11 protein-coding genes are annotated in these 13,481 nt (G+C 60.9%); 4 read left to right on the top strand and 7 right to left on the bottom strand.

Annotated elements, in window-relative coordinates; translation table 11 throughout:
* Positions 1–223 precede the first annotated feature (223 nt).
* Positions 224–583 carry a cupin domain-containing protein gene (locus AC3RLQ_RS18090; RefSeq protein ID WP_493030057.1) on the bottom strand — a complete coding sequence of 120 codons (360 nt, stop codon included), beginning with the start codon at positions 581–583 and terminating at the stop codon, positions 224–226.
* A gap of 263 nt (positions 584–846) precedes the next feature.
* Between AC3RLQ_RS18090 and AC3RLQ_RS18095 the strand changes: the two genes are divergently transcribed.
* The 3 genes from AC3RLQ_RS18095 to AC3RLQ_RS18105 are packed head-to-tail and all read left to right on the top strand — an operon-like array spanning position 847 to position 5,658.
* On the top strand, positions 847–3,456 hold the full coding sequence (locus AC3RLQ_RS18095) for a hypothetical protein (protein ID WP_493030058.1): 2,610 nt from the start codon (positions 847–849) through the stop codon (positions 3,454–3,456).
* Between the two features lie 23 nt (positions 3,457–3,479).
* The gene (locus tag AC3RLQ_RS18100) at positions 3,480–5,165 is read left to right on the top strand and encodes a hypothetical protein (protein ID WP_493030059.1); all 1,686 of its coding nucleotides are present in this window, start codon (positions 3,480–3,482) and stop codon (positions 5,163–5,165) included.
* Positions 5,166–5,208: 43 nt separating this feature from the next.
* Positions 5,209–5,658: a hypothetical protein gene (locus tag AC3RLQ_RS18105; RefSeq protein ID WP_493030060.1), complete on the top strand. Its 450-nt coding sequence runs from the start codon at positions 5,209–5,211 to the stop codon at positions 5,656–5,658.
* Between the two features lie 7 nt (positions 5,659–5,665).
* On the opposite strand, the gene AC3RLQ_RS18110 is transcribed toward AC3RLQ_RS18105, so the two are convergent.
* The 6 genes from AC3RLQ_RS18110 to AC3RLQ_RS18135 all read right to left on the bottom strand — a co-directional run bounded on the left by AC3RLQ_RS18110 (position 5,666) and on the right by AC3RLQ_RS18135 (position 12,672).
* Complete coding sequence (locus tag AC3RLQ_RS18110) at positions 5,666–7,819, bottom strand: RecQ family ATP-dependent DNA helicase (protein WP_493030061.1); 2,154 nt, start codon at positions 7,817–7,819, stop codon at positions 5,666–5,668.
* Positions 7,820–7,936: 117 nt separating this feature from the next.
* Positions 7,937–9,022, bottom strand: a complete 1,086-nt coding sequence (locus AC3RLQ_RS18115; protein ID WP_493030062.1) for a sugar phosphate isomerase/epimerase family protein — start codon at positions 9,020–9,022, stop codon at positions 7,937–7,939.
* Positions 9,023–9,106: 84 nt separating this feature from the next.
* The gene (locus AC3RLQ_RS18120) at positions 9,107–9,415 is read right to left on the bottom strand and encodes a hypothetical protein (RefSeq protein WP_493030063.1); all 309 of its coding nucleotides are present in this window, start codon (positions 9,413–9,415) and stop codon (positions 9,107–9,109) included.
* 16 nt (positions 9,416–9,431) lie between these two features.
* Positions 9,432–10,406 (bottom strand): hypothetical protein, encoded by a 975-nt coding sequence (locus AC3RLQ_RS18125; protein WP_422322125.1) that lies wholly within the window; start codon positions 10,404–10,406, stop codon positions 9,432–9,434.
* A 60-nt stretch (positions 10,407–10,466) separates the two neighbouring features.
* Positions 10,467–11,183 carry a glycosyltransferase family 2 protein gene (locus AC3RLQ_RS18130; protein ID WP_487679521.1) on the bottom strand — a complete coding sequence of 239 codons (717 nt, stop codon included), beginning with the start codon at positions 11,181–11,183 and terminating at the stop codon, positions 10,467–10,469.
* A 16-nt stretch (positions 11,184–11,199) separates the two neighbouring features.
* Positions 11,200–12,672: a glycosyltransferase family 39 protein gene (locus AC3RLQ_RS18135; protein ID WP_493030064.1), complete on the bottom strand. Its 1,473-nt coding sequence runs from the start codon at positions 12,670–12,672 to the stop codon at positions 11,200–11,202.
* A gap of 71 nt (positions 12,673–12,743) precedes the next feature.
* On the opposite strand from AC3RLQ_RS18135, the gene AC3RLQ_RS18140 reads away from it, so the two are divergent.
* Positions 12,744–13,439, top strand: a complete 696-nt coding sequence (locus AC3RLQ_RS18140) for an outer membrane lipoprotein-sorting protein (RefSeq protein WP_493030065.1) — start codon at positions 12,744–12,746, stop codon at positions 13,437–13,439.
* Positions 13,440–13,481: the final 42 nt, after the last annotated feature.

Raw genomic sequence — 13,481 nt, forward strand, 5'->3', positions numbered from 1 at the left:
ATTTTGAGTGTCTGCATTATCGAAGAAAGATCATCAGACCGGGAAGCAAATCCAGCATTCCGCCGCACCCCATGCCCACCAGCAGCGCCTGCAAAACGCTCCGCCGCTCATCCGCCGCTAGCAGACAGCATTCCCAAAATCTTCAAAACTTACGATCAGCACACTGCGCCATTCACTCCGATTATCAAAGGCGCTACGCATCGAGAAATGAAAGTGAACTCCCTCACTCAAACTCCGTCTCCCGATCCGCCGAAGAAAAGCAGATCACCATCTCCGCATCCTGGCCATCCAGCGCACGCGCATTGTGCCACTGACCGGCAGGAATGGAGATCGTGTCACCGGGATTGAGTAGGAATTTCTGCACCCCCAGACTGTGCTCCAATCGGCCCTTAAGAAGGTGCAAAATCTCATCGCAATTCGGGTGCCTGTGACGCGGGTTCGTCTGTCCCGCCGGGATGATCACATGCCCCAGGGTCATCGTGGTGGAATTCCCCATCTCCCGCGAGGCCAGCCAGGTGAGTTTTCCCCACGGCTGATCGATCAAAATACCTTCGGCAAACGTGCGAATAGGAGATCCATTCATGATGCCTGTCATGATTCCCATGACGACGAGTTTGGCGACAGATTTTTGAGTTCTGTCAGCGAGGTAAGTTGTTTGTAAACCAATGTTTAGAGCATTGCTTACAGTTATTGAAACTCTACCGTGACAGCGTTCGCAGTTTTGAAAGCCCAACGCACCCTGTCATGCACCCCGCATCACTCCCCTCCCGGTCCACGCGCTCTTCATCCGGCCTGCTGTCGAAACTCCGCATTGTGGCCCTCTTGGGGCTGATGGGAATCCCGGTAATGGCGTCGGATCTGCCCTCCTATCGCAGCCTGTTTGTCGATCAATCGCTGCGCCCTGATTCACGCTCTCTCGCCGCCTTCGACCTCGCCATTTTGAATCCTCAGGCGCAGCTCGACATGGAGCCCGGCCATGCCCTGGGAAACAACTACTTCGCGCTGCTCGACGTCGCTCACTTCCGCACCGGCACTCGTGCCGCCATGCAGAGCGCAGCCCGCCAGTTGTCCTCCAAACCTTCCGCCTCAGACCAGCAGACCCGCATCATCGATCCCACAGATCCTCAATGGGTACCATGGGTGATCGAAGCCCTCGCAGACCCGGCCGCGAAAAAAGGATTCGACGGCTTCGTCCTCAGCTTCGGAGCAGAAGCAACCACTCCAGCAGCACGCACCGCCGTTCTTTCGCTCGCCGCCACCCTGCGCCAGCGTTATCCGGACAAGCATCTCCTGCTCGATCTTCGTCTGGGGCTTGGCGTGGAAGCCGTGCACGTTGCCAATGGCTTCCTCGCCCTCGGCGTTTACACCCGCGAAGGCAGAAACGGCGTCGCGGACTGGACGCCCATCGTGGAAACCCAGCGTCTCACGCGCCTCATTCGCACCGTTCAGATGCAGGGCCTGCGCGTTTTTGCCGTGGAGTATGCCTCGGCCGATGACCGCACCGCCTGCCGCGAAGCCGCGCAGCGTCTCACCTCCCTCGGCGCTGTTCCCTTCATCACCACTCCGGCGCTGAACGGCGTCAATCTGGGCCCGCTGGAAGAAGTCTCCCGCCGCGTGCTGGTGCTTCACGGCTGGGATGAAAAGCATGTCGGCGAAAAATCCTCCGATGCAGCAGCCACCCTCACCTCACGCCTCCTGCGTCAGTCCTTGGAATGGCTGGGCTGCGAACTCGATTTCCGTTCTGCCACTGGCACCAGCTTCCTGCCAGCAGACCACGATTTCGCCGCCGTCATCCTCGACTCCACTCTGGTCCTCAGCGCTGAACAGCAGACGACCCTGGCCGCCTGGCTGCCATCTCTGCGTGCCCGGAAAATTCCCCTGCTTCTCACCGGCATGCCATGGACGGACGCCGCCGCACGTCGTCTCGCCCTCCAGCATCTCGGCCTCGGAGGCAGCGCCCAGCCTGCAGCACGCCTCGTCAAAACGAACGTCGTCGCCATGGATTCCTCCCTGCTGCGAGTGAACACGAAGATCACCTCCCGCTCGCTCGGCTTTCTCGATCTCACAGCCCCCGCAGACTCCCGCATCGTGCTGGGCCTCTATGGCCAGGATGCTATGGGCACCGGGCATCGTTTTGATCAGGCCTTCCTCACCAGCTGGGGCGCTGCATGGATTGATCCGGCTGCTCAGGCCGCCTCCTCACAGCTCGATCTTCCGGCCTTCCTCGCACAATGGCTCGGCGCCGACCGCAACCTCCCCGTGCCAGACACCACTACACGCACCGGTCGCCGGATCTTTTACAGCCACATCGACAGCACCGGCTTCTCCACCCCTTCCACCCTTCCTGGTTTCCCTCTCTGCTCCGAGGTCATGCGCGACCGCATTCTCGGCCGCAATCTTCTGCCCGTCACGGTTTCCGTTTGTGAGGCCGAAATGCGTGCCTGGCTGCCCGGCCAAAAGTCCGGCCAGGCTGAGCGGCTCGAACACGTGGCCCGCAGCATTTTTGAATTGCTGCAGGTTCAGGCCGCTTCGAACTCCTTTTCACGTCCATCCCAATGGACCGCTGGCATCGACATCACCAGCAGGCTCAACGACCGCGCCAAAACCACCCGCCATGACATGGAGCGCGAGATCGCCGGCTCCATGAGCTACATCCATCGCCGCCTGCTCCCGCTGGGCAAGGAGGTCAGCCTCATGCTCTGGCCTGCCAATGCCGCCCCTTCCGCTGAGGCTGTGCGCTACTGCCAAGCCATGGGTGTTGAGAGCCTTCCTTCAACGTCCAGTTTTGACCCCATTTCCAGCCCCTCAGGCTCCCGCGCGCCCCTTCGCATGGAGCCCCTCGCCCTCCGCTGCAGCTTCGCAGATGTGCGCACCGCAGCAGGCCTTGCTTCGCTCGAAAAAACCTTAGCTGCCTGCTCGGAACAACCTCTGCATGCCATGACCACCGCCGCCTACGCTGCCAGCGTGCGCGATGCCCGGCACACCCGCATCCTGCGTGCCGCTGCGGATCACTGGATCATCCTGAATGCCGGTGACTGCCGCACCCTGCGCCTGCCCGTGACCGCCGACCTGCCTGACATGGCCCGCTGCCAGGGAGTTTCAGGCTACAATGTGGATCAGGGCCAGCTCTACATCCACACCATGGGCTGCGCGCGCACCGAACTGGTGCTCACCAAAAACAAACCGGCGCAGCACCTCCATCTCGTGGAATGCAGCACCGCAGTTTCATTCTTTGAGCTGACCACAGGCCGCGCCACCTTCCAGGTACGCGATCTCCGTCCCGTGGAAATCGTGCTCGGTGGTTTCGAGCCCCGCGGCCAGTGCGCCTATCTCGAAAACGGCCGCCCTTACACCGCAAACGCAGACGCTCAGGGCCTCGTTCATCTCGAAGTCGCCTGCCGTTCCACCGTCTCCCTCCAGTCCCTGCCGCCCGCCGCCCACGCGGCCATGCGCTGATCCCACCTCTTTTCCGAGCCCTCATGTCACGCAGTTCCCGCCAGGCTTCCCTGCTCATTTTTTCCTACACCATGCTCGCCGTCGCCTGGGGCTGGCGCCTGCTTGCGAACGATCCAGCCACCCCCAAGGAGAACCCGCAGCTGGCTGTCACACGCACCGCCATCGCTTCCTGCCTCGCCCATGCCCCTAAGCATCTGCAACAGCCAGCCGTGTTTCAGCTCGCCATGCTTCCAGATCGTGAATTGGAGGCACTGCACACCTGGCTGAAGGCGGCGCCTGAGCAGCGGCTGCGTCAGCTCACAGTGCAGCAGGGCCCGCTTCATACGCCCTGCCCGCTGAACACCGCGCTGCTGTTTGTCCAACTCACGCGCACCGACGCACCGCTCATCGACGAAAGCCGGCTCCTCGTCTCCGCCTCCGGCGACCGCATCGAAGAACCCCATAAAATCGAAGCCCTCGAACTGCTCGCCTCTCAGGCCATGGCGACCCACGAACGCATCCTGGCCGTCGAAATCCATGAGCGTGTGTGCGACTCTCCCGCCGCCACTTGGCAAAATGTGCTGAACCTCACCGAAGCTGCCCTCACCGCACGGCGTCCAGCCTCAGCCTTGCGTGTCGTGAATGAGTGGCTCGGTGCCACGCCCCCGCGCCTCACTGAGGTCGAGCGCGAAGCTGCCCTCGATCTGCAGAGCACCCTTCTGCTCGAAGGCACCCGCTATGCCGAGGCCAGTCGTGTCGCCCTCGATTCTCTGCGCGCATTGAAGCCCGCAGACGCCATCCCGCCACGCCTCATGCAGCGCGCGCTGCAGGCCACCCGCGCCGCAGGAGAATCCGCTGAACTCCTGCCCTGGATTGAGCGCCAGCTCCGCACCTGCCCCGACCACAAGCGCTCGCTGAAAGAGCTCGCCTCGGCAACAGCCATCGACCCTGAATATCGCCGCTGGCTGAACGAAGGTGCCAGCATCGCCGATCTCAATCATCTGACCAGCATCGCCTGCGAGTTGTACTTCCGCCTCGCCGCCATCGGTGAAACCCACGTGCTGGCCCGCCTGCACGCACTGGCCACCCAGATCGGGCGTGGCAAAGAACTCACCGATGTGCTCACCAGCCTGCATGGCCGCTTCTCTCCGGTGCAGTTGGCACAGGCGCTGACAGACGGCGATGCACCTGCGGCTGCGCGCACACTGCTCGCCACCCACCTCCAGTCATCGCCCGATGACCGCGCAGGCTGGCGCCTGCTCACACAGCTCGACATCATGCTGCGCGGTGAATCCTCCGCTCCGATGCTGTGGGAAGGCTTCCTCAAACGCTTCCCCGACGATGCCCCCGCGTTGCAGCACCTTGCCAGACTGCAAGTCTCCGCTGCCCAGCCTTCCCAGGCCCTGCGCACCCTGCAGTCCATTCCCAGCGCGCAGCTCGATGAAGCCACCCTGCGCCTCACTGCCGCTCTTGCCATCCAGCTCGATGACATTCCCGCCGCCCATCACGCGCAGCAGCTTCTCATCGAGTCTTCATCCCATCCCGCTGTCAGCGATGTCCTCGCCCTCGCCACCACCACCCTTCAGCATCCCGAAGGTGGTGCAGCACAGACAGCATTGACAGCAGCTCTAGCCAAACTCCCCGCCGGCACCACACTCCAGCAATCCCTCACCGCCTTGTCCGCCATCAGCGAAGCCACGCCCTTCAACACCGCAGCAAAGACCGAATGAAGACCGCGGTTGATTCGCTGCGTGGTGGAGTCACGTTCAGCGCATGAACCTCCGTCACGCTTTCCTGCTCCTCCTGCTCATCCTCACCACCGCCGGTTGCAGCTCACTGCCGCGTGATGAATACAGCCGCCGTCAGGTTTATGAGCGCCGCTTGCGCAGCCTCGAATTCCCCGTCAGCCGCGCCCGTCTCTACAAAACCCTGCACCCCGCCTCACCCGCATCCCCCACTGGCCAGACAGGTTCCGGCCTCCTCACCGGTAGCGAATTCTACCGCCTGGACGACATCTTCGTGGTCGAAATGTCCGTCGTTTACAAGGCCGTGACCGGTATCGACGACTACCTCAATCCCGCACCCACCGTCGGCAGCCAGGTCCGCTCCATTCTCGATGCCTCTCGCAGCATCGAAAACTTCATGGATCGCGGCACCCCGGAGCATCCAGCAGACATCATTCAAAAAGCACGGATCCTAAAGCGGCCGGTCATGCGCTACTGATCTGACCTCACCCGTGCTTCTTGATGATCTGGATGAAGTCCGGCAGATACTCCTTCGCCTTCTTCTCGCCCACCCCGCGAATCTTGAGCCCCGCCTCAATCGTCTTGGGTTTCAGTCGCGTCATAAACTCCAGCGTCTGATTGCTGAAAATAATATAGGGCGGCACGCCCTCGGACTCCGCCAGGGTGCTGCGGTGCCGCTTGAGCTTCTCAAACAGCGCATCGTCAAACCCAAGCTCTCGCGCGGCCAGCTCTTCGTTCATCGCCGTCTTGCCCTTCGGCTTCGTCACCGGCGCATGCATCGAAGGCCAGCGCATCTTCACGTTCAGGCCCTTTTTCATCACCTCCGCACCGCGTGAGGTCAGCGTGACCTTGGGATACTCACCGCTGCTGGTCTCGATGAGACCGAGCTTTTCAATTTCAGCAAACAGCGGGTGCAGCGCATGCGTGCCCACATCCTTGAGCAGTCCATAGGTCGTGAGCTGGTCATGCCCCGCGTCCACGATCTCCTTCGACTTGCTGCCCACCAGCATCTGGATGATGCGCCCTTTGCCAAAGCGACCTTCCCACGTTCCATCCGGCAGCTTCACGGACATTCGCGCAATGCCGCTCAGCGCCTGCCGCAGCATGGTGACTTCGTCCGCCCCCCCTTCGCGCGGCGGCTGCACGCCTTCAGCCCGGCACACATCGCAGGTGCCGCAGGGCGTGCTTTCGCTCTCACCAAAGTAGCGTAAAATCTGCTCCTGGCGGCACGCCTTGTCATCGTAGCAGAGCTCCACCATCGCCTTGAGCTTCGAGCGGTCACGGCGGTCTTTCTCCTTCAGCGCGTCCGTGTCGAACTTCAAATCTCGCGTCAGCACAGTCGGCTGCAGCAGCCGCGTGCCTCGGATGCGTTTGCCGGGAATGTCAAAGCGCTCGATGTAGTCGTTCCGGTTCAGGAAACTCAGAGCCGAGCCAATCGCCATGCTGTTCTTCGCACCAGCACGCTCCGTGATATCATCAATCGAAGCCTGCACCTCATGATTAGAGTCCGCCGCATTCAGCAGCGTCTGGTACACATTGCGGATGATGTCCACGCTCGGGTTGTTCCCATCAATGAAGAACTCCTGCGTCTTCGTATCGGCAAAATTGAAAAACAAATCGCACTGCGAAGGCTCGCCATCGCGACCCGCACGCCCCGCCTCCTGGTAGTAGGCCTCCACGCTTCCGGGCACATCGAAGTGCACCACAAACCGCACGTCAGAGCGGTCGATCCCCATGCCAAACGCATTGGTGGCCACGGCCACATCCGCTTTCTTCGTGATGAATTTCGTCTGCCGCGACTCACGCTCCTTGTCATCGAGTCCGCCATGGTACTCGATCACCTTGATCTTCCACGAACGCAGCTCCTCTCCGACCTCTTCGACGCGCTTGCGCGTGGAGCAGTAGATGATGCCCGTCTTGAACTGCGTGATGATCTTCTTCAGCCGGTCATACTTGTCCGAGTTCGACTTCGTATGAACGATGTTCAGGCTCAGGTTCGGCCGCTCAAAGCCACGGATCGTCACAAACGGATCCCGCAGCGCCAGCGTCTGCAAAATATCATCCCGCACCTCCGGTGTAGCCGTCGCGGTCAGGGCCACGACCTGCGGCCGGTCCAGCTGCGCCAGCGCCTCCCCAAGCCTCATGTAGTCAGGGCGGAAATCATGCCCCCACTGCGAAAGACAGTGCGCTTCATCCACCGCCACCAGCGCAATCTGCACCTGCCTCAGCGCATTCGTAAACGCGCGGCTCCGAAACCGCTCCGGCGCCACATAGACCAGCTTGTAGTCACCGCGTCGCAACGCATCGATGCGCTCCTGCTGCTCGCCCAGCGAGATCGAGCTGTTGATCAGCGTCGCAGGAATGCCCCGGCGCTCCAGCGCATCCACCTGATCCTTCATCAACGCAATCAGCGGACTCACCACCACCGTCACACCGTCCATCACCATCGCCGGAAGCTGATAGCACAGTGATTTGCCGCCCCCAGTCGGCATGATCACCATCGTATCACGCCCACTCAGGATGCTCGCCATCACCGTTTCCTGACCGTCCAAAAACTCCCGAAAGCCAAAATACTTCTGCAACGCCATCTTGGCGTCGTGAATAGGAGTGGAGGCTGCGGTTGGAAGAAGTTCGGACACGGACGCTCGATCATGCATGCAAGGAGGAATGCCCGCAAGAACCCTCAAAAATTAACCACCGCGCAAATCACCGGCTTGTTCAGTTTTTTGCATCCTTTTGCGTCTCTTTGCGGCCACTCAATGCTCATCCTTCTTCCCCGCAGCCTTCGGCTTCAACGAAGGCGTAAACCCATACTTGTCCCCCGCCTGACGCAGGCATTTCACAATATTGGTCTCCTCAAACTCCAGCGCCGTCTCAAGATTGAGCCCGCTGGTCTTGGGCATCTTCTCCGCCTTGCGCTCACGCACCATCATCAGGGTGCGGGCGAGTTCCGTGCCGGGCTTGTCCGGAAACGTGGCCCAGTAAGTCGGCTTGAGGCAGGGAATGTCGAGCGGATCACGCGTGATCATCTCCAGATGGTAGTCGATCTGAGGATTGTACTTCTCAAATAAGGCAAACATCCGCGGAAGATCCAGGATGCCCTCTCCGAGCGGCACCTCCGCCAGCAGAAAACCCGTCGCCGTCTCCTGCACCGCCATGTCCTTGATATGCGTGGTCACCGCAAAGGGCGCGAGCGTTTCAACGACCGTCATCGGATCTTCCAGCAAAGCGATGCTGTTGCCCGTATCGACACACGCACCCATGTGCGGGCTGCTCAGACGCCCCAGCACCTCCGCAAGCTCCGCCGCATGGAAATCCTTATGATTCTCAATGCCAATCTTCACCCTCTGCCGCCGCGCCACAGGCTCCGCCAGTTGCATGGACTTAAACGCCCCGTCCTTCCAGTGCTTGAAATCCTCCACGCTGGAAAACAGCTCATAGCGCCTTCCTCCGGTAGCCGAACGAAAAATCACAGCCCCCGCCTCCTTGGCGATGCGTACCTCCTGCTCAAAGCGCCCCACATCATTCTCATTTTTCGGCAGGGTGATGCTGCCCTCCAGCTTCATGCCATAAGATTCACAGGTCGCGCGCACCTTCCCAGCAAACTCACTCGTCCACCCGCCCACCAGCGTCTGCAACGCGCCCACGCCAAGGTCACGCACATGATCCAGCACATCCAGCGCATGCTCAAACGGCGGATACTTCAAATTCGAGTACTTCCCCTGCCAGCGCTTCCAATACGAATGAATCACGATCCCCATCTTCTTCCCCCGCAGGGCTCCCGACGCAGGCAGCGCAGCCGCGAAAGCAGCAGCAGAGGTGAGAAACGTACGACGGGTCATGCGGCTTAAAACAACGTGTGCGAAAAGGAATTCATTTCTCCGAGTTGAACAGCAATCTTCCTGCCGGAACAACGATTGGACGATTCAGATTTGAAGATCCATCCGATAGGCCGCTAATGCCGCGTCAAATCGTGCTGCTACATCACAGAATTCCCGTCCCCAACCGCTGCTAAGACTCACTTCTTGAATAGGCCCCGTGGGAGCATATAAAACAACGAGATCCAAAAGATCGAAGCGGCGATCTGATTCGATGTTTGCCACCAGCCGATCAAACTCGGACAACGCCTCCGCGGTGTCATCCCATGTTGACCAAGCAAAGTCGTTTTCTGGAAGTACCAGCAGCTCCCTCGTCTCTTTGAGAACGTTAAGCAGTTCCTCCTTGGCGTTATGCATGGCAGCAGTCGTGTCCTCACCTCACCACCCCGCCCACCCACTCCGGCTGCCGCTTCGCCAGACACTCAGACAGCCACCGCACCAGATCAGCCACGGAGTCATGCTTCTTCCGCAACGTATTGAGCGCCGACCAGTCAAGCGTCGGGCGGGACGTTGGCAGCGTGATCTTCTGGATGCGCAGCAGATTGTGCACCGCCTCAAACTCCGCCGCGCTCATGGCGCGCAACTCCTTCGCCGAGGGCAAATCATCCAGCACGGTCAGCGGAACGCCCAGGCTGCTGATGCCAACGCCAAACTGATGCCCCAGGCTCCGCAGCGCATCCACCAGCGCCTCGTCATTCAAGCCTTCCGCGATCACGATCTCGCTCTGCAGCGTCCACCGTGTGGCGCTGAGCGCCTGGAAAAAGTCGGCGCTGAAGGTGTCCGGCGCCACGCTGAGCTTGAGCTGCACCCCGGCCAGCCCCACTTCGGGTCCCCCAAGGTGGCGGCGCAGATCGAGCATCGCCGCATCAAATCGCGGCGCATCATCGCTGCCCGTGTCGAGATCCCAGTCCGCGACCACAAGATCAGGAATATCCCACTCACCCTCCATGCTGGGGGTGCCGCTGCTGTTGCGGTTGAGCAGAAACGGATAGCGCGAGCGCTGCAGGCAGAGCCGCTCATAGATGGCCACCATCCGCAGGTAGCGCGACCAGCATTGATCGCTCTCGCCCAGCTCGCTGTCGAACAGCCCCTGGCGGCTGACTCCATTGCTGCCGCCCAGTGTTTTCTTCTGCCGCTGGTAGTAGCCCTGGCCCTGATCAACCTTCGCGATGGGCGACGTGGGATCGTAGCTGAGGATGGAAAAATGGTAGCGCAGCGTGGCGTCGCTGTAGCCGTCTCCGAGGCGCAAGCGCACAAGGCGGATGAGTTCGGTGCCCTTGATCGAGTCCGCAGGATCATGCGGCAGGATTTCGGGCAGCAGTAGTCGCAGTTGTTCGCGTAGGTTCATCCTTGGTGCTGTGTCACAGCATGGCTGCGAAGCAGTTGTCTCGTCAACAACAGAAACGCATCAGCCACGCCGCTCCTCACGAATGACATAGCGGGTACGCCGGCTGTTCAACCAGCGCACGCCAAACATGTCCATCGTCGCACGCAGCGCCCGATTGCCGAAGCCATATTTGCTCACGCCATGGATGCGCGCGCGGTGGTTCACCGGCATTTCGGTCACGCGCCAGCCCATGTTGCGGATCAGCGCGGGAATGAAACGGTGCATGCCATTGAAGAGCAGCAGGGCCTCGCGGCAGTCACGGCGCATGACTTTGAGCGTGCAGCCCGTGTCGCGCACGTGATCACCCACAAAGCGGGAGCGCACAAAATTGGCGATGCGGCTCTGCAGCCGCTTGAACGTCGTGTCCTTCCGCTTCGCACGGTAGCCGCAGACGAGATCATAGCCCCCGTCTTCATCCAGCTTCGCGATCATCGCGGGAATATCGGCCGGGTCATTCTGCAGGTCACCATCAAGCGTGACGATCACATCCCCCAGCGCGGCATAAATCCCGGCATGCATGGCGGCGCTCTGCCCGCTGTTCTTTTCAAAGACGATCACACGCACTCGCGGGCCACGCTGCACACGGGCAAGTGTCTGATCCTTCGATCCATCATCAACCAGCACCAGCTCATAGTCGCGTCCTCCCAGGACCTTGTCGATCTGCTGCTGCATCTCCACGACATTGTCCTCTTCATTATAGAGCGGCACGACGACGGAAATGGCAGGTGAGGAAGACATGGAGGCGAAAAGGGCGTCAAAAGTCGGGCGCTCGATAATCGTGGCAAGCGAAGATTTTCAGCCATCGCACCTCATTCCCCGCATGCATGATCCGGGCCACGGAGAGCAATTCGGTGCGCTGAAACCTCTTCTTGAGCAAATCGGGAAGGTCTTTCGCGTCCCTGTCTTCCGTGACAAAGAGCGCACTTCGCCCGGCAAATGAGCTCAGATCGCTGTCTGGCCACTGCACCGTCCCGCCCTGGCTCAGGTAGTGATCCAGCTCGACCGCGAGCGGCCAGTCACCCGCCAATACAAACCAAGACTCCGCCCCACCCGCCTGCTCCAGCACCGCAGAAACGACTCTGGCGCTCTCACGCCAGCCACGCATAGTCTTGGACGGATCAGCGGTGAATGCATGCGCGGCATCAGTCGCAGCGCTGGGTTTGGATGAAAATCGCCACGTCAGCCCCAGCGTGCGCGGCAGGTCCGTTTGCAGCAAAAAAGCACTCTGCAGCGCGGCCAGCACTATCGTGATGGTGCGCAGGCTGATCTTCTGCTCGATCACCCCCGTCCGGGCGACCGTGCTGCGATGCGCCAGCAGCACCGCCGCAAAGAGCATCCACACCACGCCTCCCGTGTCCGGCCAGATTTCATGCGGACCATAGAAAAAGTCGATCCCCGCCAGCGGTAGCAGCATCGCCATGGGCAGGCTTCGGTGGGTTTGCAGCATGCCGTTCATAAATCCCGCACGCACCGCCATCACGAAAAGCACCAGCAGCAGAGGCGACGCGAGCACGATCCAGCGCAGCAAATTCGGAATCACCCGCCACTCCGGCAGCCAGTGCCACGCCGCAAACGCCGGCCAGCCATGCACGCCCTGCCAGATCAGCCACACCAGCACCACCACGGACCATGCAGCCAGGATCCCTCTGAACCCCGTACTATTCAGGTGAAGCCGCAGCTGCTTGGACAGACCCAAAACGCACACCACCGCCGCCATCGTGGCCAATGCAGGCGGCTGCGCCAGCGCCGTGCCCGCTACGCACGCCGCAGCGCACCACCAGGTCCGCTGCTGAGCTCCTCCCTGCAACAGCGCACGGCGCATACACAACGCCGCTGCTGGCACCAGCACGCAGGCCAATGTCCCTGGCGTCAGCGTGACAGCGGCGAGATTGAATGCAGGCAGCACATTCACGATCACCACCGCCCAGCCCGCGATCTGCTCATCAAACAAGTCACGCGCCAGCCTCCAAATCAGCAGCGACGCACCCAGCGCAAGCAGCGGCGCAAAGAACCTCACCCCAAATTCACCCGCTCCTCCAAACAGCATGCCCAGCCTCGCAAACAGCGGCAGCAGCGGCCCGATTTCAAAAAAACTGCCCCACTGACCACGTTTGCCGCAGAAAACCGCCAGTGCCTCCTCCGGCGCGAGTTCCAGCGTCGGCAGCAGCGCCCAGCGCCAGAGCGTGAGCAGGCCCAGGGCGGCAAAGAGAAAGCGCTGGCGCTGCATGATGGTTGAGCGCATTGAATAGAGGACGCCGTCCGCATGTCAAAGTGTCGTCTCCAATCTCCCCCACTCTTATGAAACGTCTCTTCCTGCTCCCGCTGCTTCTCGCCTCCATGCTGCGTGCTGAGGATGCACAGCCGAAAACCGCCGAGGAAATCATTCGCATTGTCCAGAACAGCTATGCCCTGCAAAACTACAAGATGACCGGCGAGCTTCGTGACGACACCTCCGGCCGCTCAGAGCCCCTCACGCTCACCATGCAAAACCGGGTCATGCGCTTCCTCTTCAAAAACGCACCGCCAGAAATCGTCCACCTGGACATGAACACCTCCCCGGCCACGCTGTATCAGGTGCGCGCCGGCGGATCGTCCGTGGTGCCTGACAGCCAGCATGGCAACAAAGTGCGCGGCATGGAGTTCAATTACGAGGATCTCTCCCTCGCCTTCCTCTACTGGCCGCGCCCTCAGCTCATGGGCGAAGACCGTGTCAGCGGCCAGAAATGCTGGATCGTCCGTGTCACCAACCCCAGCAGCCAGGGCCCCTACTACGCCGTGGATCTCTGGGTGCATCAGGGCAGCGGCGGCGCAGCCAAGATGGCGGCCTTTGATCGCACGAGCAAAATCGTCAAACGCTACCAGGTCACCAAGGTGCAGAAAGTGGAAGGCGCCACGACGCTCAAGGAGCTGCGCATCGAGACCTTGAATCCCGCCAACGGCGAAGTCATCGGCCGCACCTACATGAAGCTGGATGATCCAGTGAAGAATAATTAATGCCTCGTCTGTGAAAGGGCGGCTCACACAGATCACTCCCTT

The organism is Prosthecobacter sp. GW821-HT29F12, assembly GCF_058803405.1.